This is a genomic window from Shimia sp. CNT1-13L.2 (genome assembly GCF_024331145.1).
GTDB lineage: Bacteria > Pseudomonadota > Alphaproteobacteria > Rhodobacterales > Rhodobacteraceae > Shimia.
In genome coordinates, this window is record NZ_JANDJO010000005.1 from 239,827 (window position 1) to 262,478 (window position 22,652).

A 22,652-nucleotide genomic window follows, 5' to 3' on the forward strand; every position below is an offset into this window, starting at 1 on the left:
GCGGCCCGCCCGCTTGCGGCCATACTGCAACCCGCAACAGACATTGCAAACAAAAGATCCCGGCCCCTTTTCAGGAACCGGGATTCTTTCCCAAATACATCGGCTGAAATCAGGTGAAGAGATGGATATCCGAGACGGTAAGCCCTTGGCCACCAACGACATTCACGATCTCGATGCCATCGACCGAGACAATCGCGCCCTTGCCATCCGCACTGTCCGCCACGGTCACCTCGGGATCAACCGCACCATCCCAGACACGTACGCCCAACCGGTCCGCGGCCTTGTCAAAGTCGGTCACCTGCACCTGCGCATAGCCTTCCGCGACCTGCTCTTGCAGCTCCACGATCACAAGGTCAGACCAACCGCCGGTCTCCACCACATCGCCTTCATCCACGACCAACTCGTCACGCCCCGGACCACCAACAACCGTGTCGGGAGAGTTGCCGTCCTGATCCACCGAGATGATGAAATCATCGCCATGACCACCGCGCAATTCGTCATTGCCATAGCCATCGGCAATGGCGTCCTCGCCATCCCCGCCCATGACCGTATCGTTGCCCGCCTCATGCGTGCTCTCTTCGCCAACTTCCGCCTCGTTGTAGGGGAAGCGCACGATGTCATCGTTCACGTTTTCCTGAAAGCGGCCATCAATCCCGTAAACGTCGTCACCATCCCCAAGGTGGATGTCATCATCCCCCGCACCACCCAGAACAAGGTCGATCCCCTCGCCCGCGTGCACGCTGTCATCCTGATCGGTACCAAGCACAACATCGTTGCCACCCTTGGTTTCAACATCCAGCGGACCATCGGAATATTGGACGGCATCACGCACCGCCTGACCCTGCTCCGCCGTCAACTCGTTGCTCTGGACCAGGTCATCAATGTCGGCATTGATCTCGTCTTCATAGTCCTTGTCCGAGACAATATCGACCCCATCGCTCCCGACGGCGTCCGAACCCGCATCATCGTCATCAGAAATAAGAAAAGCAGCCAAACCAATGGAAGCCCCCATCAAAAGGATCAAACCGATCATCAAACCAACTCCTAAAGCTTTATGCTGTATGTCTAATTTCCCAGACACGCGCGCGCTACTGCTAAGTTAAGGATCGCGGAAAATCACCGTTTCCACCCGATCAACAAAGTCAACGGTGGACCTCACTTCCTCACCGCTTTACCCTAGGCCGACGCCGCAACCTGCCGCAGGATCAAAGAGCACCCCATGAGCGACACCGAGCAGAAGGCCTATCAGGTTCTCGCCCGTAAATACCGCCCCGAGACCTTTGCCGATCTCGTTGGTCAGGACGCCATGGTGCGCACCCTGAAAAACGCGTTCGAGGCCGACCGTATCGCCCAGGCCTTTGTCATGACCGGCATTCGCGGAACCGGTAAAACCACGACGGCCCGGATCATCGCCAAAGGCATGAACTGTATCGGCCCCGACGGCACCGGCGGCCCCACGACCGAACCCTGTGGCCAGTGCGAGCATTGCACCGCCATCATGGAAGGCCGCCATGTCGACGTGATGGAAATGGACGCCGCCTCGCGCACCGGCGTGAACGACATCCGCGAGATCATCGATTCCGTCCACTACCGGGCCGCCTCGGCGCGCTACAAGATCTACATCATCGACGAAGTTCACATGCTGTCGACCAGCGCCTTCAACGCGCTGCTGAAAACGCTCGAAGAACCGCCGGCGCATGTGAAATTCATCTTCGCCACCACCGAGATCCGCAAGGTTCCCGTAACCGTCCTGTCGCGCTGTCAGCGCTTCGATCTGCGTCGCATCGAACCCGAGGACATGATCGGCCTTCTGCGCAAGATCGCGACCTCCGAAGGCGCCGAGATCACCGATGATGCGCTGGCCCTGATCACCCGCGCCGCCGAAGGCTCTGCCCGGGATGCCACCTCGCTTCTGGATCAGGCCATCTCGCACGGCGCAGGCGAAACCACCGCCGATCAGGTCCGCGCCATGCTGGGCCTGGCTGACCGTGGCCGCGTGCTTGACCTCTACGACATGATCATGCGTGGCGACGCCGGGGCCGCCCTCAACGAATTGTCCGCGCAATATGCCGACGGGGCCGACCCGATGGCCGTGCTGCGCGATCTTGCCGAAATCACCCACTGGGTCAGTGTCGTCAAAATCACCCCAGACGCCGCCGAAGACCCGACCGTATCGCCCGACGAACGCGCCCGCGGCATCTCGATGGCGGAACAGCTGCCCATGCGCGTGATGACCCGCATGTGGCAGATGTTGTTGAAAGCACTGGAAGAAGTGGCCGCCGCCCCGAACGCCATGATGGCCGCCGAAATGGCGATCATCCGCCTCACCCACGTTGCCGACCTGCCCAGCCCGGAAGAGCTTGTTCGCAAGCTGCAAAACACGCCCGTCCCGCCAATGCCACCCAACGGTGGCCCCGGTGGCGGTGCCCCGGCCCCCAATGGCGGCGGCACGGCACAGGCCTACAGCACCTCGCAGATGGCGGGCGGTCCGGGTGGCACGGTCACCGCGCTGGCCCACGATGCCGAACACGCGCTGGCCCGTTTCGCCACCTTCGATCACGTCATCGAACTGATCCGCAAGAACCGCGATGGCAAGCTTCTGATGGATGTCGAGGCCGACGTGCGCCTTGTCTCCTATCGCCCCGGCCGCATCGAATTCGTCCCCACCGACAACGCCCCTTCGGACCTCGCCCAACGCCTTGGCTCTCGCCTGCAAAGCTGGACGGGCAACCGCTGGGCGGTGATCATCGCCAACCAGGGCGGTGGCGAAACCGTGGTCGAGAAACGCAACGCCGCCGAAAACGCGATCAAGGCCGAGGCCGAGAAACACCCGATGGTGCAGGCCGTCTTCAACGTCTTTCCCAAGGCCAAGATCACCGAAATCAAAACCCAGCGCGAAATCGCCAACGAAGCCATGGCCGAAGCCCTTCCCGAGGTCGAGGACGAATGGGACCCCTTCGAAGAGGACTGACGCGCCCCTTGCCCTTAAGGGCAGATCACACGATATAGACCCCAACCCCAACACACGCGGCCTCTGCCGCCCCGAATTCAGGAGATACCACCATGCTCAAAGGACTGGGCCAGCTTGGCGACATGGCCAAGATGATGAAACAAGCACAGGAAATGCAGGCCAAGGTCACCCAACTTCAGGAAGACCTCGAAACCATGACCGTCACCGGTGAGTCCGGCGCGGGCCTCGTCAAGGCCACCGCCACCGCCAAGGGCGAACTCAAGGGCCTCGACATCGATCCGTCGATCTTCAACGGCGACGACAAGGAAGTGGTAGAAGACCTGATCCTCGCCGCCATCAAGGACGCACAATCCAAAGCCGCCGAGAAATCGCAATCGGAAATGGCCAAACTGACCGAAGGCCTCGGCCTGCCGGCAGACTTCAAAATGCCGTTCTGATCCCCTCGCCCCGGACACGCTCCGGGGCAAATTCTATACGGACCTTCATGAGCAGCAACGACATCGACAACCTGATCGAATTGATGGCCAAGCTTCCGGGGCTTGGCCCCCGTTCGGCCCGCCGCGCGGTGCTGCACCTGATCCGCAAACGCGCGCTGTTGCTCACGCCCTTGTCCGACGCCATGCAGACCGTCGCCGCCACGGCCCGCGAATGCCTGAACTGTGGCAATGTCGGCACCTCCGACATCTGCGATATCTGCGCCTCGGACAAGCGCGCCACCGGCGAACTCTGCGTGGTCGAAGATGTCTCCGACCTCTGGGCCATGGAACGCGCCGGTGTCTTCCGGGGCCGCTATCATGTCCTTGGCGGCACCCTCTCCGCCCTCGACGGCGTCGGCCCCGAAGAACTGTCTATCCCCAAGCTGATCGACCGTGTGACCTCGGAAGACATCTCCGAAGTCATCCTCGCACTCAACGCAACCGTCGATGGCCAGACCACCGCCCACTACATCGCCGACCAACTCGAAGGCCGCGTGCGCCTGACCTCGCTGGCGCAGGGCGTGCCGATCGGCGGCGAGCTCGACTACCTTGACGAGGGCACCATCTCGGCCGCCCTGAATGCGCGCAAAACTCTCTGAGAAACGCATTCAATTCGCGGATATCCCACACCACGACTTTGAATTGTTACCTCACCCCTGTAAGCTTGCCCTGAGCTTCTTGATAAATCTGTTTTCGGTTCCGGTATCTCATGGCCACTTACACGTTCCAGGGCTTTGCTTCCCGCTCCACCTACAATCTCGTTCTGCAAAACGGATACTATGATCAGGTTCTGACCGGCATCCAGATCGCGCAGACCCCGATAAACTGGATCACACAGGGCTCAACCAATTCCACTCGCTACTCGATCGATTTCGACTACGACTCCGGCATCGAGGCAAGCCTCAGCGGCTTCGGCACACACTATGGCATCGATTTTGCCGGTCTGGGCGGCGCCTCCTCGGTCACGGGCCCGTCCTATGCCGCAACCGATCTGATGACCATCACGTGGGCAGGGGGCAGCAAGACATCAACGGTCCTGAACGTCGCCTACGAATGGAACGACCTCGTCAGCAAAACCGGCCATGGCCTCAGCTTCATTGTCCTCGTCGACGGAGACGCCCTGCCGAACTACGCAACCTACAACCAGTGGGCCAACTTTTTGGCCAGTTCCACCCTCTCTTCCACCATGCCTACAGGCTTTGGTGAAGGTGTCACGATCCCCCTGACCAACATCGACGGCTTCGTGTCCCAAACCGAAGACGATTCCCTCGTCGGCACCTCCGGCACCGACAACTACCGACTGGGCGCAGGGAACGATTACATCTCGGGTGAGGACGGGCGGGACTACCTGCAAGGCGAAGCGGGCAACGACACAATCCTCGGCGGCAATCAGAACGATACGCTCTTTGGCGGAAGCGGAAACGACCTCCTGCAAGGAAACGCCGACGACGATCTCATATACGCAGACACCGGCAACGATACCGTGCTAGGAGGATCAGGCGCGGACACGGCCTTCCTCGGCGATGGCCGCGACCTGTTCCAAGACAATGACGCAGCCGGCGGCAACGACACGGTTCAGGGCGGCAAGGGGAACGACACACTCATCGGCGCGTCCGGCAATGACAACTTCCAGGGACAAGACGGCAAGGATCTGATCCGCGGCGGGGCCCACAACGATGTTCTTGATGGCGGCGGCGGCAAGGATCGCCTCTTCGGAGAGGCCGGCAATGACTCGCTGGCCGGTGGCACCTTTGCAGACACCCTGCAAGGTGGGCGCGGCACCGACACTCTGGCTGGCGGACTGGGCAACGACCTCCTTGTCGGGGGTGACGGGTTTGACAGCCTTCAGGGCGGACGCGGTAACGACAAACTCTTCGGCGGCAAGGGCCGGGACATAATCGAAAGCGGCCTTGGCAACGACACGATGTCTGGTGGTCAGGGCGCAGATGAATTCCTGATCGCGCAAATCGCAAACACCGACGCCAAGGTGATCACCGACTACCAGCTTGGCATCGATGACCTGAACTTCTTCTTCGCAACGCAGTCAAACCTGACCGCACAGGTCGTTGGCAACGATACGCTTCTGACCCACAAACGGGGCGGTACCATCCTGATCCAGAATGAGACCGATACCAGCGGCATTCTCGACGACATTTTCGGGATCGTCTGACCCCGGCGCGAAACAAAAAAGCCCGCCAAAACCGGCGGGCTTTCTCTAATTTCGATCAGCGGTCGATCAGGGCTGTTCGTCTTCGTCCAGATCACCGCCCGGCAGGTTGAAGAAGCTGTCCGCGTCGGCGAAATCATCGTCCTTGCGGGTGTCTTCGTCGTCATCGCTGTCACCCGACAACGAGAAAGTTTCCAGACCTTCGATGGCGGTCGGGATCTTCGGCTCGGCTTCCATCTCCAGCGACTGTTCGGTCGACACCAGCTTGCGGCGCTCGTCATCGCTCATCACCGCGCCATCAGCAGCCGCCTTGGCCGCCGCCTTCTGAACCGCCTGGTCCAGCTCAGACTGTTTACACAGGCCAAGCGCAACCGGGTCGATCGGCTGCATGTTGGCGATGTTCCAGTGGGTGCGCTCGCGGATCGACTGGATCGTCGGCTTGGTGGTGCCCACCAGCTTGGCAATCTGGCCGTCCGACAGTTCCGGGTGGAACTTGACCAGCCACAAGATCGAATTCGGACGGTCCTGACGCTTGGACAGCGGCGTATAGCGCGGGCCACGGCGTTTCTCTTCACCCGAAGCAGCGGCGTTGAACTTGACCTTCAGCTTGTGAAGCGGGTTGTCCTGCGCCTTATCGATATCGTCCTGGGTCAGCTGGTTGTTGGCAATCGGGTCGAACCCTTTCACGCCTACAGCCACGTCGCCATCGGCGATGCCCTGGATTTCCAGTTCGTGCATGCCTACGAAATCCGCGATCTGCTTGAAGCTGATCGTGGTGTTGTCCACCAGCCAGACGGCGGTTGCCTTGGGGTGCAGCAGCTTGCTCATTTGCATGTCTCCTTAACACATATCTTCCCCGTTGCCTGACTTCGCAGGCGGCACCGGTTTGAAGGGTGCGGGTTTCCGTTGTCGGGGAACTTGCGGCCTATATAGTAACTTTCGAAGAATAAGGAAAGAGTGAATGCGTACCCCCCTTCTGGCCCTCGGCATGGCCTTGCTGACATCATTGGCCGCCCCTGCAAAGGCGCAGGACAACATCGCTGGCGAATTCGACTATTACGTGCTTGCCTTAAGCTGGTCGCCCAACTGGTGCGCCATCGAAGGCGATGCCAAGGGATCGCCACAATGCGACCCGCGCGAGGATTTTGGCTGGGTGCTGCACGGCCTCTGGCCGCAATACCACCGGGGCTGGCCCGCGCATTGCACCACCATCGAACGCAATCCCCCGCGCTGGCTGACCGAGGAAATGGCCGACATCATGGGCACCTCAGGCCTCGCCTGGTACCAGTGGAAGAAACACGGGCGCTGTTCCGGCCTTCCGGCCGAGGATTACTATGCCCTGTCACGCAGGGCCTATGACAACGTCTCCAAGCCACCCGTGTTTCGCAAACTGGATAAGTCTGTGAAACTGCCCGCCTCTGTTGTCGAACAAGCCTTCCTCAAGGCCAACCCCGATCTCGATGCCGACATGCTCACCATCACCTGCCGGGACGGGTTCATTCAGGAGGCGCGTGTGTGCCTGTCCAAAGAGTTGGAGCCGGTGCCCTGCGGTCGCGACGTGATCCGCGATTGCAGCCTCAAGGACGCTCGCTTCGATCCGGTCCGCTGAACAATCCGCGACGTAATGGGCGCCGGGGCATCCGCGCACGCGCCGGTTGCCCCTCGGTGATCTTGGCAAGAACAACCGTCTGGTGATCGGCGCTGCCAATCCGCGCCTTGCCCTGCATCAAAAGCGTGCCCACCGCCGCCATCTCATCCTGGGTCAGGGCTTCGACCTGCAAGAGCTGGCCTGAAAACAGGCGTTTCTGGACTTCGGCAAGAATTTCCTCCGGGCTTCGCTTGGCCCGGCGCGGGAAGGGAATGAGAACCATGCGGTGTCTCCTTTGGCAGCAGACTCCGACCCTAACATGATTCGCCCCGCAAAAGAAAAACCCGGCCACCTGGGCCGGGTCTCTCGATCGTCAGTCTCGCGATGCGCTTAGTGCAGCTTGGCGTCCACTTCGGCGATTGCTTCGTCGATGAGCTTGTTGCCCTGGGCAGCAGTCATCTGTTTCGCAATCACTTCGTTGGCGGCGCTTACGGCCACGGTGATGGCCTGGTCGCGCACTTCTTTCACAGCAGCAGCTTCTGCCGAGGCGATCTGGTCTCCGGCAGCGGCCAGACGGCGCGCGATCGAAGCTTTCAGGTCTTCCTTGGCCAGGTCCGCAGCATTTGCGGCTTCGGCTTTTGCATGCTCAACGATGCGGTCTGCCTGTTCTTGCACTTCCTTCTGCTTGCGCTCGTACGAGGCCAGCAGGGTTTGTGCTTCTTCACGCAGGGCGCGGGCTTCGTCCAGTTCCGACTGAATGCCTTCGGCGCGCTTGTCCAGCATGCCACCCAGCATCGAGGGAACCTTGAACTTGATCAGCACAAGGATGAACAGGATGAAGGCCAGCAGCACGATGAAGTCGGTGTTCTTCAGCGAGAAGAACGGACCGCTTGCAGCGAATGCAGGCGAAGCGGCGGTCAGGGCGAGGATGGTTGCAAGTTTCCGCATGTCCTTACCCTTTCACTCGTGCTTCAACCGCGGCTGCAACGGCTTTGGCATCGTCCTTGCCACCCATCGCGGACACGATTTCGGTAGCCGCATCGGTTGCCACGGCCTTGATGCTTTCAAGGGCACCGGCGCGGATCTCGGCAATCGCCTTCTCCGACTCGGCAGCCTTGGCTGCGATCTCGGCATCCGCCTTGGCGGTTGCAGCATCCAGATCGGCCTGAATCTCGGCCTTTGCTTCAGCGACGATGCGCTGTGCTTCCGCACGGGCATCTGCGAGCGCCTTGTTATAGGCCTCTTCCGCTTCAACAGCTTTCGCCTTCAGCTCTTCAGCCGCGGCGATGTCATTCGTAATGGTCCCCTGACGCTCTGCCAGAACCGCTGCGATGCGCGGCAGGGCAATGCGCGAAAGGACGAAGTAGATCACGACCAGCGTGACCAACAGCCAGAAAATCTGGTTACCCCAGTTCGAGAAGTCGAGCTGCGGCATGCCCGGTGCAGAGGCTGCCTCTGCGGCGTGCGTTTGAGTCGCCATGTCGTCCTCCTGGGAACTTCCGTTGGGTTACGGGCGGGGCGCTAGCCGTCGTGGCGCGCCCGCGCCCGCACGTAAGGATTGTTCCGTAGGCTTAGACGGCGAACATCAGCAGCAGAGCAACCAGGAACGAGAAGATGCCCAGTGCTTCTGCGAATGCGATACCGATGAACAGGGTGGCGGTTTGCGAAGCGGCTGCCGACGGGTTGCGCAGTGCGCCTGCCAGGTAGTTGCCTGCAACGTTACCAACACCGATAGCTGCGGCGCCCGAACCGATTGCTGCGAGACCTGCGCCGATGTGTGCGAGTTGACCTTCCATTGGTGTATCTCCTTACGATTGGAAGTTAAAACTTGATGTGTGAGGTGTGACGTGTGTGCTTGGGTCAGGCGGGGTCACCCCCGCCAGTTCCTTAGTGCGACGGATGCAGTGCGTCCTTCAGGTACACACACGTCAGAATGGTGAATACGTAGGCCTGGATGAAGGCCACCAGGACCTCGAGACCGTACATGGCGGTGATCGCGACCACCGAAACGGGGCTGACCACTGCGATCGCGGCAAAGCCTGCGAAAACCTTGATCACGGCGTGGCCGGCCATCACGTTACCAGCAAGACGAATGCTGTGGCTGACGGGGCGCACGAAGTAAGAGATCAGTTCGATGATCGCCAGGATCGGGCGCAGCGGCAGAGGTGCGCTCGAGACCCAGAACAGACCGAGGAAGCCAACACCGTTCTTGACGAAACCGACGATGGTTACGGTCAGGAACACCAGCAGCGCCAGAACAACGGTCACGGCAAAGTGCGAGGTGGTGGTGAAGGACATCGGCAGCAGGCCAAGGAAGTTGGCGAACACGATGAACATGAACAGGGTCATGATGTAGGGGAAGAACTTGACCGCGTCCTTGCCGGCCACGTCTTCAACCATCTTGTAGATGAAGCCATACGCCAGTTCGGCAACCGATTGGCTGCGGCTCGGGACGATTGCGCGGCGCGAGGTGCCGAAAACCATCATCGCGATGATTGCGACAACCGCGAGGGCCATCCACAGGGTCACGTTGGTGATGGTGAACATGCCGATGTGATCACCGCCGAACAGCGGCTTCACGATGAACTGATCCATCGGGTGGAATACCAGACCGCCTTCTTCTGCGCCGTGTGCTTCGCTTGCCACGTTTACGTCCTCTCGTCTCTCTCGGCCTCTTCGGCCTCGTGTTTCTCCTGGATCTCTGTAGCGCTGCGCAGCATCGTCTTGATACCGGCCGCGAGACCCAACATTGTAAACAGCACCATGAAGATCGGGAGTGTCCCAATCAGGCTATCCAGCCCGTATCCGATGCCAAAGCCGATCCCTAGACCGGCTACCAGTTCAATCACCATGCGCCAGGCCAGATTGGCTGCCGAATAGTGCTCGTCCACACGTGGCTTGGGGTCCTGGGCCCGTCGGGCCGCCTCGATCCGCTCCTCAAGCTGCGCCATGCGCTCTTTTTGGTCGGGATCGGTCACACGCAATTCCACATTCAGACGTTGGCGCATTGCTACGGTGCAGCACCCTCCGAGTCAACAACGTTAGCGCCCCCACGAAACCACGCATAAACCACTGTAAATAAATGATATTTCACCCTCACCAAAAGGTGCGTCGATTCCGTCGCAGGCCCGCAGGGACCGGATTCACGCGAAATCCCTTATTCAACCAAATGGTTGACGATTATCCCCCACCCCTATTTATGGAAATCATGTCCAACCCGCTCGATACCGTCTTCTCCGCCCTCGCCGACCCCACGCGCCGCACGATCCTGTCGATGCTGCTCGAGGACGACATGGCCGTAACCGACGTGGCCGAGCCGTTTGACATGTCTCTTGCGGCAATTTCCAAACACCTGACAATCCTCACCAAGGCGGGTTTGATTTCCCAGGAAAAACGCGGCCGGGTGAAATGGTGCAAACTGGAACCCGACGCCCTGCGCGAAGCCTCGGTCTGGATGCAGAGCTTTGGACAGTTCGAGGCCGTCAACCTCGACGCCTTCGAACGCTTCCTGGAAACCGAACTGCAGGACGAGGCCTGACGCGCCACCACACAAGACGTTTCGAAACGTCTCGCACAAGCGCCTTCGAAGGCGCTTCCCCCCACCGCCGTCGTCACAAAAAAGGCTTTTCGAAAAGCCTTTGCCCCTCAGTGCTCGTTTCGCAACAGCAGCAAAAGCGCCACCACCGTCATCGCCACACCGCCCCAGACCAATCCGGTGGGCGCCCCGTGGCCCAGAAGGATCTCCCATCCGATCACCCAGCTGGGCACGAGGTAGGTATAGGCCATCACCTTCGCGCTCGGCAGGTTGAGCGTGGCAAACTGCAACAGAACGAAGGTCGCCGCCGAGGCAAAGATCGCGAGATAGAAGACCGTGATCCAGACAATCCCCGGCAACGCCGCCCAATCCGTCGCCACGATGTCACCCCAGCCATAGACCGTCAGGATGACGAACCCGGCGACCAGCATCCCGAAGGTGAACACCACCGCAGGCTCGCCCCGGTTCAGCTTGCGCACCATCGGCGTATAGATCGCATGCGCTACACAGCCCCAGAAATAATAGATCTCGCCCTGTCCGACCCGAAACCGCAGGAACGCGGCCCAGTCAGCCCGGAAGATCACCCAGAGCGCCCCCACGGCACCAATCGACAGAGCCAGCGCCATCCGGCGCGTCGTCACCTGCCGCAACAGAAGGTACCCGAACAAACCCGACATCAGCGGCGTCAGGGTAAAGACGGCGGCGGTGCTGACCGGCGCCGCCGTCTTCAGCCCCTCGAACATCAGGACGAAATAGATGGCGAACAACCCGCCCAGCACCAGATACCGCCAGGGCGCACGCGCCGCGCTGCGCGGCAATCCGGTCGTGGCCAGCGCCGCAACACCGATCACCGCTCCGGCGATCAGAAACCGCAGGGCATTCAACGCCGCCGGTGCAATCTCATTTGCCGCCAGTGACCCGAGCGAAAACGACCCGGCCACAAGCGCGGAAAACACCAGCATGGCCAGATGGCCACGCGCAATCGGGCTCATATGCAATCCCAGTTCTTGATACGCGCCTTCAGGAAGGTGAGGAAGGTCTGCACCTTCGTGGTGCGGTGCAAGTCGACATGGGTCACCAGCCACAACGGTCCGCTCCAATCCGCGCGCGGCTCCATGATCTCGACAAGATCGTCATAATTCGACGCGCTCCACACCGACAGGAAACCGATCCCGGCCCCCGCCGCAACCGCGCGTTCCGTCGCCAGCGCGTCCATCGTTCGAAACACCACCTGCTCGCGCGGAACATGGTCATTCAGCCACTTCAAGAACGGCGCGCGCAGACGCACCTCGTCGGGGCCCACAAACCGGTGCTTGACCAGTTCCTCTTCATCCTTGGGCATCCCGAACCGTTCAACATAGGCCTTGCTGGCATAAAGCCCCACCGGCAGGCTCCCGATGCCCTGCACCACGTTGTCGAGTTCCTCCGGCTGCGGACCAGCCCGCAGTGCCACATGGGCCTCGCCGTATTCCAGGCGAAACAACCGGGTGCCGGTCAGATAGCGGATGATGATGTCGGGATGTTCCTCCTGGAAATCCGCGAGGATCGGCGCCATCAGCGGTGTCATGTTCTCCAGCGAGGTCACAACCAACTCGCCGCGCATTTCCTCGCCGCGCCCCTTGATGCGGCCTTCCAACTGACCGAACTGATCGTCTGTCGCCTTGGCCACGCGCAATAGGTCTTCGCCGGCCTCGGTCGGCGTGTATCCGCGCGCATGGCGCTGGAACAGCTTGACCCCAAGCTTGCCTTCAAGCGCATCAATGTGCCGGATGACGGTGGCATGATGCACGCCCAGCACCTCGGCCGCCCCGCTCACGGTTCCCTTGCGCGCCACCTGATAGGCCGTGCGCACCTCGTCCCAGTTATCCATCATCAAGGCCCTGTGCGAATTTCAACATACTCTGCGCAAATTATGCGAGTTGTGTTTGTTTTTGCAATAACCAAATGTCCCTTCAGAAAGACACGGAAACATCGCATCTGACAAGGACCATCCCATGACCAACACCGTACTGCACATCGACGCCTCCGCCCGCCACGAAGACTCGCTCTCGCGCCTGCAATCCGCCAAAATCGTTGAAGCCCTCGGCGCCGACAAGGTGATCACCCGCGATCTCGCCAACGGCCTGCCCTTCCTGGATGCGGCCTGGGTGGAAAGCACTTTCATCGCGCCGAACGAACGCACCGAGGCCCAGGCCCGCGCGCTTGATCTGTCGGACGAACTGGTGGCCGAACTGCAAGCCGCCGACACCATCGTGATCGGCACCCCGATGTACAACTTCTCGATCCCCGCGGTCCTGAAGGCTTGGATCGACCAGACCGCCCGCGCAGGCGTGACCTTTGCCTACACGGAAAGCGGCCCCAAGGGCCTTCTGGAAGGCAAGAAGGTCATCGTGACCATGGCCACCGGCGGCGTTCCGGTCGGATCCGACTATGACTATGCCTCGACCTACCTGCGCTTTGCGCTTGGCTTCCTCGGCATCACCGATGTCACCATCCTCGACAAGGACGGCAACGCCCCGGAACTGGCCGCAGCCTGACGCTACCAGCGACAACAGATCGGCGAGGGGCCTTCCCCTCCCGACAGTGTGTCAGTCCAGATCCAGCCAGGTCGGGCTGACATCCACCTTTTCAAAGAACACCGCGAGATCGGCAAAGGTCATGCCGATGGTGCGATCATTGACCAGCGGATGCATGTAGATACGGTCCGCCGTCTTCGCCGCCGCATCCATGAAAAAGGTCACACCTTTTTCGGCACCACTCACCATCGCCAGCGGGCTGACCGCGCCGGGACGGATACCCAGGTTTTCCATAAGGCGATCCGCCGACCCGAAAGACAGGTTGCCCACCCCAAGCTGCGCCCCCAGCGCCTTGAGATCAATCTCGCGATCCTGCTCCAGCGTCACCAGATAGTTGCGCTTTTTCTTGTCCCGCAGATAAAGGTTCTTCACGCGAAACGCGGTCTCGCCTTCGACAACAAGCCCCGCTTCCACCGATTTCGCATCTTCCACCGTGCGCAGCGGCACGTGCTCATGAAACGTGAACTCAAGCCCCCAGCCCCGAAGCTGTTCGAGAAGGGCATCCGATGATACCGGCAAGCTGTCCTGATAAGTCGAAGAGGCGTCCATGGCACATGTCTCCCTGATGGCGTGCCTTCCGCTCTTGGCCCATTCAACGCCCCTCCTCAAGCCGGAAACCGACAGCTTTCGGGAATATACGCCTCAAACCCTGCACCCGTCGCGACGATCCGGATCACCCGCAATATCCGGCCCTTTGGCGATAGGTCTGTCGGCACAGGCCCTTTACCTCTGATCGCCGCTCAACAAAGTCGTTCAAATGATGCCATGCACCAACAAGACAAACCCACACCTCCAACGCTCAAAGCGCAACATCGCAAGGCTGCACGCCTTGACTCTCGCCCCCTGCGAGTCTAAACGCCCCTCAAATCCGGGAGTCCGTCAAAACTTCCGGTCCCATGGCCTTTGGCCGGGATCGCCCCCCGTCAGCGCGATGCGCCCACGGGGGACATTGGCGTTTGGGCGGTTCGTACCTATGTTCGGGCCAGATAGCAGCGGTTGAAAAGGAGCCGAGAAAGCGATGTTTGAAAATCTGAGCGAACGCCTTTCCGGTGTCTTCGATCGCCTGACCAAACAGGGCGCCCTGTCCGAAGACGACGTCAAGACCGCTCTGCGCGAAGTGCGCGTTGCCCTGCTCGAAGCCGACGTCTCGCTGCCCGTGGCCCGCGACTTCGTCAAGGCGGTGCAGGAAAAGGCCACCGGCCAGTCCGTGACCAAGTCGGTCACCCCCGGCCAGCAGGTCGTCAAGATCGTCCATGACGAGCTGAAAAACGTCCTCGAAGGCGACAACGAGGAACCCGGTGAACTCAAGGTCGACAACCCGCCCGCCCCGATCCTGATGGTCGGTCTGCAAGGCTCGGGTAAGACCACCACCACCGGTAAGCTCGCCAAGCGCCTCAAGGAAAAGAACGGCAAGCGGGTCCTGATGGCCTCGCTCGACATCTACCGCCCGGCCGCGATGCAGCAGCTTCAGGTGCTGGGCACCCAGATCGGTGTCGACACCCTGCCCATCGTCGCCGGCGAAACCGCCGTCCAGATCGCCAAACGGGCCAAGCAACAGGCCACGCTGGGCGGCTACGACGTCTACATGCTCGACACCGCGGGCCGCCTGCAGATTGACGAAGTCCTCATGAAAGAGGTCGAAGACGTCCGCGACGTAGTGAAACCGCGCGAGACCCTGCTCGTGGTCGACGGCCTGACCGGTCAGGTCGCGGTCGAGGTCGCCGAGGAATTCAACGGCAAGATCGGCATCTCCGGCGTGGTCCTGACCCGGATGGACGGTGATGGCCGTGGCGGTGCGGCGCTCTCTATGCGCGCCGTGACCGGCAAGCCGATCAAATTCGTCGGTCTCGGCGAAAAGATGGACGCGCTGGAAACCTTCGAACCGGACCGGATCGCAGGCCGTATCCTCGGCATGGGCGACATCGTGGCGCTGGTCGAAAAGGCCCAGGAAACCATCGAGGCCGAACAGGCCGAGAAGATGATGAAGCGTTTCCAGAAGGGCCGCTTCAACATGAACGACCTCAAGATGCAGCTTGAACAGATGCAAAAGATGGGCGGCATGGAAGGCGTGATGGGCATGATGCCCGGCATGGCCAAGATGTCGAAACAGGTCTCCGAGGCCGGCTTCGACGACAAGATGATCAAGCGCCAGATCGCGCTGGTCAACTCCATGACCAAGATGGAACGCGCCAACCCGCAAATCCTTCAGGCCAGCCGCAAGAAACGCATCGCCGCCGGTGCCGGTCTCGAGGTCTCCGAACTGAACAAGCTGCTCAAGATGCAGCGCCAGATGTCCGACGTCATGAAGAAGATGGGCAAGATGGGCAAAGGCGGCATGCTGAAACAGGCCATGAAAGGCATGTTCGGCAAGGGCGGCCCCTCGCCCGAGGACATGGCCGCAGGCATGGACCCCAAGCAACTTGAACAGGCCGCCAAGGCCATGGGCGGCAAAGGCGGCCTCCCCGGCGGTCTGCCCGGTCTGGGCGGCGGCATGGGCGGCCTGCCCCCGGGCCTCTCCGGTTTCGGCAAGAAAAAGTAAAGCCCGCGCCATGTCTTCAATGCACCCCAAATACTCCCGCCGGAGGCATCCTGCCCTCCCCACCGCGCCCGGCGCGGCGGTTTCGCGCGGCGTATCGAAAGGGGCTGCCTGATGACCGCGACCACCTTCACCATCCCGACGCTTGAGACCGAGCGCCTGATCATGCGGGCCCACCGCGAAGAGGACATCGCCGCCGAAAAGGCCTTCTTTGCCTCCGATGCCTCGAAATTCGTCGGCGGCCCGCTGCCGCCGCACCGGGCATGGCGCTCCATCGCCATGGTAGTCGGCCACTGGGCCCTGCGCGGCTTCGGCTTCTGGGCGCTCGAGGAAAAAGCCACCGGCACCTACATGGGCCGCGTCGGCCTGTGGTATCCCGACGGCTGGTTCGAACGTGAAATCGGCTGGACCCTGATGCCTGCGGCACAGGGCAAGGGCTTTGCCACCGAAGCGGCACTGGCGTCGCGCGCCTATGCCTATGACATTCTCGGCTGGGACACCGCGATCTCCCAGATCGACCCGAAAAACGAGCCCTCCAAAGGTGTAGCGCGACGCCTCGGGGCCCGTTTCGAACAGCACTTCGAAGATCCCGAATACGGCACCATCGAAATCTGGCGCCACCCGGCCCCCGAAGACCTCGTCAATGGCGGAATGGAGGCATACGCGTAATGGCCACCAAGAACATCCCCATCCTCGAAACTAAGCGCCTCGTGCTGCGCGGCCCGGAACCCGAGGACTATCCGAACTTCAAGGCGACCTTCGCCTCCTACCGCTCGCGCTTCATGGGCGGCCCGCTCAACCCGTATGAGACCTGGATGCTCTATGCGGCCGAGATCGGACACTGGAACATCCGCGGCTATGGCATGTGGATGATCCACGACAAGGACACGGATGAAACCTACGGCATGGCTGGCGGCTGGATGCCCGCCGCCTGGCCCGAACGCGAAATCGCCTGGATCATCTGGCCCGACAAGGCCGGCCACGGCTACGCGCTCGAGGCCACCCACGCCGCCCGCAAGTATTTCTATGATCAACTCGGCTGGGACAGCGCCGTCTCCTACCTCGATCCCAAGAACCTCGACTCGATCCGCCTCGCGGAACGTCTCGGGGCGCAAAAGGACAAAGAGGCCGCCTCGGTTGATGGTCACGACGTTGTCTACCGCCACCCCTCGGCAGACCAGCTGAAAGACAGCCAGATCAACCACGGCATCGAGATGGAAATCAGCCACTACGCCGACCCGATGTTCAAACCGAAAGGATACGCGCTTGACTGACCCCGTGACCGACGACGTGATCCGCGCGTCCGAGATCCTCGCCGAACACCGCGAAAGCATCGACCGCCTCGATGCCATCCTTGTCTACACCCTGGGCGAACGCTTCAAGCACACCCAGGCCGTTGGCAGGCTCAAGGCCGAACATGCGCTGCCGCCGTCCGATCCGGACCGTGAATCCAAGCAGATCGCGCGCCTCGAAGACCTTGCCAACCGGGCCAATCTCGACCCGGAATTCGCCAAGAAATTCCTGAACTTCATCATCGATGAGGTCATCAGGCACCACAAGAAACACCAGCAGTAAGGCTGGTAGATCGAACAACAGGAATGACGGGGCCAGGCCCCTCAAATAGCTTAGGAACAGGAGTAATCACCATGGCTATGAAAATTCGTCTCGCCCGCGGCGGCTCGAAAAAGCGTCCCTTCTATCGCGTTGTTGCGGCTGACAGCCGTATGCCCCGCGATGGCCGTTTCATCGAGAAACTGGGCACCTACAACCCGCTTCTGCCGAAAGATTCGGAAGAGCGGGTAAAACTGAACATGGAACGCATCCAATACTGGCTCGACCAGGGCGCTCAGCCCACCGACCGTGTTGCACGTTTCCTCGAAGCGGCTGGCACCCTCGCCAAGACCGAGCGCAACAACCCGAAAAAAGCCGAGCCGGGCCAGAAAGCCAAGGATCGCGCTGAAGAAAAAGCCGCCAAGGCAGCTGAAGCAGCTGAAGCCGCAGCCGAAGAATAAGGCCGGTTTTCTCACCACTTTGGTGACGGGGCGCTCCTTGCAGGGGCGCCCCGATGCGTTTGAGCTCACAGTTTTTTCGCCCGCAAAGCCAACCACCCCGGCCAACGGGTTGCCCTTGGCCACCGGATAAGGGAAAACAGGGATCAACACGGCAAACGGGGCGGAAGATCGAAATGACTGAAATGGTCTGTGTCGGCGCAATCGCAGGGGCCTATGGCGTCCGGGGCGAGGTGCGCCTCAAGAGCTTCACCGCCGAGGCCGAGGCCATCGCCGACTATGCGCCGCTGACAACCGAGGACGGAACGCAGAGCTTTACCCTGACCATCACCCGCGCCATCAAGAATGGCCTGGCGGCCCGCCTGTCCGGGGTCTCGACCAAGGAAGAGGCGGACGCGCTCAAGGGCACTCAGCTTTTCGTGCCGCGCGACCGCCTGCCCGATCTCGATGACGACGAATTCTACTATACCGATCTTGTGGGCCTCGAAGTCCGCGACACCGGCGGCACGGTGCTTGGCCATGTGAAATCGGTGCAGAACCACGGCGCAACCGACCTTCTGGAAATCCACGGCCCCGGCCTCAAGGCAACCGTCCTTCTGCCCTTTACCCGCGAAGCCGTACCCACCGTCGACATTTCCGGCGGCCGCATCATCGCTGATCCGCCCGAAGGGCTGTTCTGAAATGCGCCGTCTTCTGATCCATGCCGGTTTTCACAAGACCGGCACCAAGAGCGTTCAGAAAATGCTCTTCAAGAACCGTCAGCTTCTTGCCCCAACAACCCATGTCCTGCTGAACAAGAACCTCAACGGCATCGACAAACTGGCCCGCGCCTATTCCTCCGAGGTCGCCACCGCCGATCTGATCGAACTCACGCAACGGTTCGCAGAACTGCTCGAAGACATTCCGTCGGATGACACCCGCGACATCCTGATCAGCTCCGAAGACCTCTGCGGCCTGATGCCGGGACGGCGCGATATTGTCACCTACGACATCGCCCCGATCCTGATGAAGGCCATCTCCCACACCCTGGAAAAGGCGCTGGCAACACCAACCGAGGTGATCTTCTACTTCTCGATGCGTGAGGCGCAATCCTGGCTGCACAGCTGTCACAGCCATCACGTGCGCGTTGTGCGCATGACCATGCAGCCCGAGGCTTACCACAGGGCCTATGCCGAATCCGCCGATCTGCCGCGCATCATTGACAAGGTCCGCATCGCCGTCGCACCCCATCGCGTTGAAACGGCGTGGCTCGAAGACTTCACCAACGCCCCCCTTGGCCCCCTGCAACCAATCGCCGATCTGCTCGACTGGCCCGAGCCCCTGCGCCGCGAGATCAAGCTGCTGCCCCCGGCCAACGTCGGTATCCCGGACGAGTTGCGCCACGAGTTTCTGCTGATCAACGAGGCCACCGAAGACGCCGAGGAACTGCGCAACGCCAAGGAAAACGCCCGCCGCCGCTACCGCCTGCGCCAGCGCGCCAAACAAAACAGCTGACCGGACCCGGGCTAGACCTTGCCCGCGTTTTCCGGCATGGGACAGCCACCAGAAACCGAACCCGCGAAAGACACCCCATGACCGACAAACCCCGCTCCCATGGCCGCAAGTCGATCTCCGTCTCGTTCAAACCGCGCGAACTCGTCACGCATAACCCGCGTCTCGCCGGTGTCTGGACCGCCCGTATCATCACCCTCTTCCCCGAAGCCTTTCCCGGTGTCCTCGGCGAAAGCCTGACCGGCAAGGCCCTCAAGGATGGCAAGTGGCAGATCGAAACCACCGATCTGCGCCCCTTCGGCGAAGGCAAGCACCGCAATGTCGATGACACGCCCGCAGGCGGCGGTGCCGGCATGGTCCTGCGCGCCGATGTGCTGGGCAAGGCGATTGATCACACTCAGAAGGGCGCACGCGGCAGGCTGCCACTGGTCTATCTCTCCCCCCGCGGGCGCCGCTTCGATCAACAGATGGCGCGGGACTGGGCCGCCTGCGATGGGGTCACCATGCTCTGCGGCCGCTTCGAAGGCGTCGATCAGAGGGTTCTGGACCACTACAACATTCAGGAAGTCTCGCTGGGCGACTTTGTCCTCACCGGTGGCGAAATCGCCGCGCAGGCCATGATCGACGCCACCGTCCGCCTCCTGCCCTCGGTCCTTGGCAATGCCGAAAGCATCGAGGACGAAAGCCACTCGAACGGCCTTCTGGAACACCCGCAATACACCCGCCCCGCCGAATGGATGGAGCGCAAGATCCCCGATGTCCTGATGTCGGGCCACCACGGCAAGATCGCCGAATGGCGCCAGCAGATGGCCGAGGACCTGACCAAAACACGCCGCCCCGACATGTGGCAGGCCTATTGCAAGGCCAGGGGTCTCGACCCGGATGGCACAAACGACTGAAAACCGCAGGCACACCAATCCGTTGCGGCCCGCCCCGCGAAGTGCTTTAGTGCCCCAAAGCAGATTTGATCAGGGATGGATAACATGGCTGCAAAATTCGAACTCTACACCGACAACGCCGGTGAATTCCGCTTCCGCCTCAAGGCAGGCAACGGCGAGAACATTCTGGCCAGCGAAGGCTACAAGCAAAAGGCCAGCGCCGAAAACGGCATCGCGTCGGTCCGCAAGAACGCGCCCGAAGATGCCCGCTACGAGCGCAAGGAAACCGCGGCCGGCAAGTACATGTTCAACCTCAAGGCCACCAACGGCCAGGTGATCGGCACCTCGCAAAGCTACACAAGCGCATCGGGCCGCGACAACGGCATCGACTCGGTCATGCGCAACGCCCCCGAGGCCAAACTCGAAGACCTGACCTGAGCGGTCAGGACACAATCAGGTTGGGCAGCCCTGCCCAACCTTGAAAACAAGGCCGTTTCCGTTTTCTTGGCCTTGCCACACCCCGATTTCCCCCCTATACACCGCCCGTCCGGGACTCGAATGAGTCGTTCGGACCTGTTCTGTATTCCATTGTCGGGGATTTCTTCATCCCTGAACCGGATCGGGCAGAAGACGCAAGAAACGACGGCTTACCTCTGGCGGGCGCTGCGGCGGACCCGGTGAAGACACAGAGCTCTTGGACGACACCAACTTCGTGGACCAACCACGAGCAAATCTAGGAGATGGTCAGATGGATCTGATCGCACAACTCGAGGCGGAACAAATTGCCGCCCTGGGGAAAGACATCCCCGACTTCAAAGCCGGTGACACCATCCGCGTCGGCTTCAAGGTGACCGAAGGTTCGCGCACCCGTGTGCAGAACTACGAAGGCGTCTGCATCAGCCGTAAAAACGGTTCGGGCATTGCCGGTTCGTTCACCGTTCGCAAGATTTCGTTCGGCGAAGGCGTAGAGCGTGTATTCCCGCTGTACTCGACCAACATCGACTCGATCACCGTTGTTCGCCGTGGTCGCGTACGTCGCGCCAAACTGTACTACCTGCGCTCGCGTCGTGGTAAATCGGCCCGTATCGCAGAAGACACCACTTACAAAGCCAAGAAAGCCTAAGGAGCGGTATCATGAAAAAAGACACTCATCCCGATTACCACTTCATCGACGTCAAAATGACCGACGGCACCATCATCAAGATGCGTTCGACCTGGGGCAAAGAAGGCGACACTCTGGCTCTCGACATCGACCCCACCGTGCACCCGGCATGGACCGGCGGCACCTCGCGCCTGCTGGACGCCGGCGGCCGCGTGTCGAAGTTCAAAAAGAAATACGAAGGCCTGGGCTTCTAATCCCCGCCACATCGGTTTCAAAAGAAACGCCGCTCCTTCGAGCGGCGTTTTTCTTTGTCCGGATCGTGGCGCAGGCTTCAGTGCATCTGCTCGACAACGTTCAACAGGACGGCCTGCGACTTGTCCTTGCCAAACTGCATCCGCGGCCCGCAGGGAAACCCCTTAAGGTTCATCCGCCGCAACCAGCGGGACCACACGGCGGGCACAATCCCGATTACATGTGTCGCCCCCAGCTCGCGGGCGGTGTGTATCATCCCCTCCATCAGCTTGGTCTGCACCTGCAACCGGCGTTTCGCCGGCACGTTCCCGGTAATGAAAATCCGCGACGCCTCCCAGATGTTCTTTTTCACTGGCGCGTCAATGAAAAGAATGTCCGGCGGGATCTGGTCAAGCAACCCCAACTGCGCATCCCGCAACATATAGGAATACATCCCGCACTCTGCCGTCGTCGGGATCATCCGCACTCCACCAAGGATTTCGCCGTACTCATGAAGCACGATCCACCGGCTGAACGGGGTGTCGTACTGGTCGAACTCCATCCCGTCGACCTCGGGCAGTCCCCAGCCCTTGTCCTCCACGAATATCTGTCGCCGCGCCTTGAGAAAGTCGACATAGAGGTTGCCATAGGTGCTCATGTTGGCCACCGATAACACCGTACAGGTGACATGACCTGCGTCTGTCACTTCACTTGTCTTGTCGTGAGTGGCCGCCTTTCCCTTGAGCACCGCCTGCGCCGCCACCAACTCGCTCTCCCCATCCCCATGGGCCGGAGCAAGCCCGGGCAAGACCCTGGCACCTTTCTTTTCAAGGCGGCTCTTGTCGTATCGCCGCGTCATTTTTTGCCTCAACTTATAGTTGTTTTAACAAACATGGCAAAAATGGACGCGAGTCGCCACAGAAAAAACAACCTTTTGTTGAGTTAATGCCCAATTTGCGGTATCAGGTGACATGTCAGTCACGCCAATAGGGACTTTCAATTACGATACTGGTGCGTAACAAGTATATGTTTTCATTACCTGAACGGAAAAATCCGCGGGCAATAAACACTCAAGAGCAGGCTTCGAACGCA

Annotated in this window: 30 protein-coding genes; 18 read left to right on the forward strand and 12 right to left on the reverse strand. The window is 60.8% G+C overall.

Features of this window, described 5'->3' with window-relative positions:
* Positions 1-109 precede the first annotated feature (109 nt).
* The gene (locus tag NNA36_RS13030; protein ID WP_255107675.1) at positions 110-1,033 is read right to left on the reverse strand and encodes a calcium-binding protein; all 924 of its coding nucleotides are present in this window, start codon (positions 1,031-1,033) and stop codon (positions 110-112) included.
* Positions 1,034-1,204: 171 nt separating this feature from the next.
* Here NNA36_RS13030 and NNA36_RS13035 point away from each other — a divergent pair, with 171 nt between their 5' ends.
* The 4 genes from NNA36_RS13035 to NNA36_RS13050 all read left to right on the forward strand — a co-directional run bounded on the left by NNA36_RS13035 (position 1,205) and on the right by NNA36_RS13050 (position 5,617).
* Positions 1,205-2,971 carry a DNA polymerase III subunit gamma/tau gene (locus NNA36_RS13035; protein ID WP_255107867.1) on the forward strand — a complete coding sequence of 589 codons (1,767 nt, stop codon included), beginning with the start codon at positions 1,205-1,207 and terminating at the stop codon, positions 2,969-2,971.
* A gap of 92 nt (positions 2,972-3,063) precedes the next feature.
* Positions 3,064-3,408: a YbaB/EbfC family nucleoid-associated protein gene (locus NNA36_RS13040; RefSeq protein ID WP_255107677.1), complete on the forward strand. Its 345-nt coding sequence runs from the start codon at positions 3,064-3,066 to the stop codon at positions 3,406-3,408.
* A 47-nt stretch (positions 3,409-3,455) separates the two neighbouring features.
* Positions 3,456-4,046 carry a recombination mediator RecR gene (recR, locus tag NNA36_RS13045; RefSeq protein ID WP_255107679.1) on the forward strand — a complete coding sequence of 197 codons (591 nt, stop codon included), beginning with the start codon at positions 3,456-3,458 and terminating at the stop codon, positions 4,044-4,046.
* Positions 4,047-4,156: 110 nt separating this feature from the next.
* Positions 4,157-5,617 carry a calcium-binding protein gene (locus NNA36_RS13050; RefSeq protein ID WP_255107681.1) on the forward strand — a complete coding sequence of 487 codons (1,461 nt, stop codon included), beginning with the start codon at positions 4,157-4,159 and terminating at the stop codon, positions 5,615-5,617.
* Between the two features lie 66 nt (positions 5,618-5,683).
* Here the strand turns inward: NNA36_RS13050 and NNA36_RS13055 are convergent, their stop codons facing one another.
* Complete coding sequence (locus NNA36_RS13055) at positions 5,684-6,442, reverse strand: DUF1013 domain-containing protein (protein WP_255107684.1); 759 nt, start codon at positions 6,440-6,442, stop codon at positions 5,684-5,686.
* A 133-nt stretch (positions 6,443-6,575) separates the two neighbouring features.
* Between NNA36_RS13055 and NNA36_RS13060 the strand changes: the two genes are divergently transcribed.
* Complete coding sequence (locus NNA36_RS13060) at positions 6,576-7,223, forward strand: ribonuclease T2 (RefSeq protein WP_255107686.1); 648 nt, start codon at positions 6,576-6,578, stop codon at positions 7,221-7,223.
* On the opposite strand, the gene NNA36_RS13065 is transcribed toward NNA36_RS13060, so the two are convergent.
* From NNA36_RS13065 to NNA36_RS13090, 6 genes are all read right to left on the reverse strand, one after another.
* The gene (locus NNA36_RS13065; RefSeq protein WP_255107688.1) at positions 7,192-7,485 is read right to left on the reverse strand and encodes a hypothetical protein; all 294 of its coding nucleotides are present in this window, start codon (positions 7,483-7,485) and stop codon (positions 7,192-7,194) included. The genes NNA36_RS13060 and NNA36_RS13065 overlap by 32 nt on opposite strands.
* Before the next feature lie 107 nt (positions 7,486-7,592).
* Positions 7,593-8,150, reverse strand: coding sequence for a F0F1 ATP synthase subunit B (locus NNA36_RS13070; protein WP_255107690.1), 558 nt, complete (start codon positions 8,148-8,150; stop codon positions 7,593-7,595).
* Between the two features lie 4 nt (positions 8,151-8,154).
* Positions 8,155-8,682, reverse strand: coding sequence for a F0F1 ATP synthase subunit B' (locus NNA36_RS13075; protein WP_255107693.1), 528 nt, complete (start codon positions 8,680-8,682; stop codon positions 8,155-8,157).
* A 91-nt stretch (positions 8,683-8,773) separates the two neighbouring features.
* Entirely contained in the window at positions 8,774-8,998 is a 225-nt protein-coding gene (locus NNA36_RS13080) for a F0F1 ATP synthase subunit C (protein ID WP_022572950.1), read from the reverse strand.
* Between the two features lie 91 nt (positions 8,999-9,089).
* Positions 9,090-9,848 (reverse strand): F0F1 ATP synthase subunit A, encoded by a 759-nt coding sequence (locus NNA36_RS13085; protein ID WP_255107695.1) that lies wholly within the window; start codon positions 9,846-9,848, stop codon positions 9,090-9,092.
* Positions 9,849-9,850: 2 nt separating this feature from the next.
* Positions 9,851-10,210 carry an AtpZ/AtpI family protein gene (locus NNA36_RS13090; RefSeq protein ID WP_255107697.1) on the reverse strand — a complete coding sequence of 120 codons (360 nt, stop codon included), beginning with the start codon at positions 10,208-10,210 and terminating at the stop codon, positions 9,851-9,853.
* A gap of 200 nt (positions 10,211-10,410) precedes the next feature.
* Between NNA36_RS13090 and NNA36_RS13095 the strand changes: the two genes are divergently transcribed.
* Complete coding sequence (locus NNA36_RS13095) at positions 10,411-10,740, forward strand: metalloregulator ArsR/SmtB family transcription factor (RefSeq protein ID WP_255107699.1); 330 nt, start codon at positions 10,411-10,413, stop codon at positions 10,738-10,740.
* A gap of 107 nt (positions 10,741-10,847) precedes the next feature.
* Here the strand turns inward: NNA36_RS13095 and NNA36_RS13100 are convergent, their stop codons facing one another.
* Both NNA36_RS13100 and NNA36_RS13105 read right to left on the reverse strand, forming a co-directional pair.
* On the reverse strand, positions 10,848-11,729 hold the full coding sequence (locus NNA36_RS13100) for a DMT family transporter (protein ID WP_255107701.1): 882 nt from the start codon (positions 11,727-11,729) through the stop codon (positions 10,848-10,850).
* Entirely contained in the window at positions 11,726-12,607 is an 882-nt protein-coding gene (locus NNA36_RS13105) for a LysR family transcriptional regulator (protein WP_255107868.1), read from the reverse strand. The genes NNA36_RS13100 and NNA36_RS13105 overlap by 4 nt, the downstream gene beginning before the upstream one ends.
* A gap of 124 nt (positions 12,608-12,731) precedes the next feature.
* Between NNA36_RS13105 and NNA36_RS13110 the strand changes: the two genes are divergently transcribed.
* Positions 12,732-13,274, forward strand: coding sequence for an FMN-dependent NADH-azoreductase (locus NNA36_RS13110; protein WP_255107703.1), 543 nt, complete (start codon positions 12,732-12,734; stop codon positions 13,272-13,274).
* A gap of 51 nt (positions 13,275-13,325) precedes the next feature.
* Here NNA36_RS13110 and NNA36_RS13115 read toward each other — a convergent pair whose 3' ends face one another.
* Positions 13,326-13,862: a prolyl-tRNA synthetase associated domain-containing protein gene (locus NNA36_RS13115; RefSeq protein WP_255107706.1), complete on the reverse strand. Its 537-nt coding sequence runs from the start codon at positions 13,860-13,862 to the stop codon at positions 13,326-13,328.
* Between the two features lie 469 nt (positions 13,863-14,331).
* Between NNA36_RS13115 and ffh the strand changes: the two genes are divergently transcribed.
* From ffh to rpmE, 11 genes are all read left to right on the forward strand, one after another.
* Positions 14,332-15,852, forward strand: coding sequence for a signal recognition particle protein (gene ffh / locus NNA36_RS13120; RefSeq protein WP_255107709.1), 1,521 nt, complete (start codon positions 14,332-14,334; stop codon positions 15,850-15,852).
* 111 nt (positions 15,853-15,963) lie between these two features.
* Positions 15,964-16,518, forward strand: a complete 555-nt coding sequence (locus tag NNA36_RS13125) for a GNAT family N-acetyltransferase (protein ID WP_255107712.1) — start codon at positions 15,964-15,966, stop codon at positions 16,516-16,518.
* The gene (locus NNA36_RS13130; protein WP_255107713.1) at positions 16,518-17,123 is read left to right on the forward strand and encodes a GNAT family N-acetyltransferase; all 606 of its coding nucleotides are present in this window, start codon (positions 16,518-16,520) and stop codon (positions 17,121-17,123) included. The genes NNA36_RS13125 and NNA36_RS13130 overlap by 1 nt, the downstream gene beginning before the upstream one ends.
* On the forward strand, positions 17,116-17,424 hold the full coding sequence (locus tag NNA36_RS13135; RefSeq protein WP_255107715.1) for a chorismate mutase: 309 nt from the start codon (positions 17,116-17,118) through the stop codon (positions 17,422-17,424). Before NNA36_RS13130 ends, NNA36_RS13135 begins: the two co-directional genes overlap by 8 nt.
* Positions 17,425-17,495: 71 nt before the next feature.
* Positions 17,496-17,861, forward strand: coding sequence for a 30S ribosomal protein S16 (gene rpsP / locus NNA36_RS13140; RefSeq protein ID WP_255107717.1), 366 nt, complete (start codon positions 17,496-17,498; stop codon positions 17,859-17,861).
* A gap of 173 nt (positions 17,862-18,034) precedes the next feature.
* Positions 18,035-18,538 carry a ribosome maturation factor RimM gene (gene rimM, locus NNA36_RS13145; protein ID WP_255107720.1) on the forward strand — a complete coding sequence of 168 codons (504 nt, stop codon included), beginning with the start codon at positions 18,035-18,037 and terminating at the stop codon, positions 18,536-18,538.
* Position 18,539: 1 nt separating this feature from the next.
* Entirely contained in the window at positions 18,540-19,352 is an 813-nt protein-coding gene (locus NNA36_RS13150) for a hypothetical protein (RefSeq protein WP_255107724.1), read from the forward strand.
* 77 nt (positions 19,353-19,429) lie between these two features.
* The gene (gene trmD / locus NNA36_RS13155) at positions 19,430-20,248 is read left to right on the forward strand and encodes a tRNA (guanosine(37)-N1)-methyltransferase TrmD (RefSeq protein WP_255107725.1); all 819 of its coding nucleotides are present in this window, start codon (positions 19,430-19,432) and stop codon (positions 20,246-20,248) included.
* An 84-nt stretch (positions 20,249-20,332) separates the two neighbouring features.
* Entirely contained in the window at positions 20,333-20,665 is a 333-nt protein-coding gene (locus NNA36_RS13160; protein WP_255107727.1) for a YegP family protein, read from the forward strand.
* A gap of 310 nt (positions 20,666-20,975) precedes the next feature.
* Positions 20,976-21,350 carry a 50S ribosomal protein L19 gene (rplS, locus tag NNA36_RS13165; RefSeq protein ID WP_255107729.1) on the forward strand — a complete coding sequence of 125 codons (375 nt, stop codon included), beginning with the start codon at positions 20,976-20,978 and terminating at the stop codon, positions 21,348-21,350.
* Between the two features lie 11 nt (positions 21,351-21,361).
* A complete protein-coding gene (rpmE, locus tag NNA36_RS13170) occupies positions 21,362-21,583 on the forward strand; it encodes a 50S ribosomal protein L31 (protein WP_255107730.1) in 222 nt (73 codons plus the stop codon).
* A gap of 77 nt (positions 21,584-21,660) precedes the next feature.
* Here the strand turns inward: rpmE and NNA36_RS13175 are convergent, their stop codons facing one another.
* Complete coding sequence (locus tag NNA36_RS13175; protein ID WP_255107732.1) at positions 21,661-22,419, reverse strand: acyl-homoserine-lactone synthase; 759 nt, start codon at positions 22,417-22,419, stop codon at positions 21,661-21,663.
* Positions 22,420-22,652 lie beyond the last annotated feature (233 nt).

Coding starts and splice junctions, on each gene's coding strand:
- NNA36_RS13030 (WP_255107675.1), bottom strand. CDS start 1,033: ATGATCGGTTTGATCCTTTTGATGGGGGCTTCCATTGGTTTGGCTGCT.
- NNA36_RS13040 (WP_255107677.1), top strand. CDS start 3,064: ATGCTCAAAGGACTGGGCCAGCTTGGCGACATGGCCAAGATGATGAAA.
- recR (WP_255107679.1), top strand. CDS start 3,456: ATGAGCAGCAACGACATCGACAACCTGATCGAATTGATGGCCAAGCTT.
- NNA36_RS13050 (WP_255107681.1), top strand. CDS start 4,157: ATGGCCACTTACACGTTCCAGGGCTTTGCTTCCCGCTCCACCTACAAT.
- NNA36_RS13055 (WP_255107684.1), bottom strand. CDS start 6,442: ATGAGCAAGCTGCTGCACCCCAAGGCAACCGCCGTCTGGCTGGTGGAC.
- NNA36_RS13060 (WP_255107686.1), top strand. CDS start 6,576: ATGCGTACCCCCCTTCTGGCCCTCGGCATGGCCTTGCTGACATCATTG.
- NNA36_RS13065 (WP_255107688.1), bottom strand. CDS start 7,485: ATGGTTCTCATTCCCTTCCCGCGCCGGGCCAAGCGAAGCCCGGAGGAA.
- NNA36_RS13070 (WP_255107690.1), bottom strand. CDS start 8,150: ATGCGGAAACTTGCAACCATCCTCGCCCTGACCGCCGCTTCGCCTGCA.
- NNA36_RS13075 (WP_255107693.1), bottom strand. CDS start 8,682: ATGGCGACTCAAACGCACGCCGCAGAGGCAGCCTCTGCACCGGGCATG.
- NNA36_RS13080 (WP_022572950.1), bottom strand. CDS start 8,998: ATGGAAGGTCAACTCGCACACATCGGCGCAGGTCTCGCAGCAATCGGT.
- NNA36_RS13090 (WP_255107697.1), bottom strand. CDS start 10,210: ATGCGCCAACGTCTGAATGTGGAATTGCGTGTGACCGATCCCGACCAA.
- NNA36_RS13095 (WP_255107699.1), top strand. CDS start 10,411: ATGTCCAACCCGCTCGATACCGTCTTCTCCGCCCTCGCCGACCCCACG.
- NNA36_RS13100 (WP_255107701.1), bottom strand. CDS start 11,729: ATGAGCCCGATTGCGCGTGGCCATCTGGCCATGCTGGTGTTTTCCGCG.
- NNA36_RS13105 (WP_255107868.1), bottom strand. CDS start 12,607: ATGGATAACTGGGACGAGGTGCGCACGGCCTATCAGGTGGCGCGCAAG.
- NNA36_RS13110 (WP_255107703.1), top strand. CDS start 12,732: ATGACCAACACCGTACTGCACATCGACGCCTCCGCCCGCCACGAAGAC.
- NNA36_RS13115 (WP_255107706.1), bottom strand. CDS start 13,862: ATGGACGCCTCTTCGACTTATCAGGACAGCTTGCCGGTATCATCGGAT.
- ffh (WP_255107709.1), top strand. CDS start 14,332: ATGTTTGAAAATCTGAGCGAACGCCTTTCCGGTGTCTTCGATCGCCTG.
- NNA36_RS13125 (WP_255107712.1), top strand. CDS start 15,964: ATGACCGCGACCACCTTCACCATCCCGACGCTTGAGACCGAGCGCCTG.
- NNA36_RS13130 (WP_255107713.1), top strand. CDS start 16,518: ATGGCCACCAAGAACATCCCCATCCTCGAAACTAAGCGCCTCGTGCTG.
- rpsP (WP_255107717.1), top strand. CDS start 17,496: ATGGCTATGAAAATTCGTCTCGCCCGCGGCGGCTCGAAAAAGCGTCCC.
- rimM (WP_255107720.1), top strand. CDS start 18,035: ATGACTGAAATGGTCTGTGTCGGCGCAATCGCAGGGGCCTATGGCGTC.
- NNA36_RS13150 (WP_255107724.1), top strand. CDS start 18,540: ATGCGCCGTCTTCTGATCCATGCCGGTTTTCACAAGACCGGCACCAAG.
- trmD (WP_255107725.1), top strand. CDS start 19,430: ATGACCGACAAACCCCGCTCCCATGGCCGCAAGTCGATCTCCGTCTCG.
- NNA36_RS13160 (WP_255107727.1), top strand. CDS start 20,333: ATGGCTGCAAAATTCGAACTCTACACCGACAACGCCGGTGAATTCCGC.
- rplS (WP_255107729.1), top strand. CDS start 20,976: ATGGATCTGATCGCACAACTCGAGGCGGAACAAATTGCCGCCCTGGGG.
- rpmE (WP_255107730.1), top strand. CDS start 21,362: ATGAAAAAAGACACTCATCCCGATTACCACTTCATCGACGTCAAAATG.
- NNA36_RS13175 (WP_255107732.1), bottom strand. CDS start 22,419: ATGACGCGGCGATACGACAAGAGCCGCCTTGAAAAGAAAGGTGCCAGG.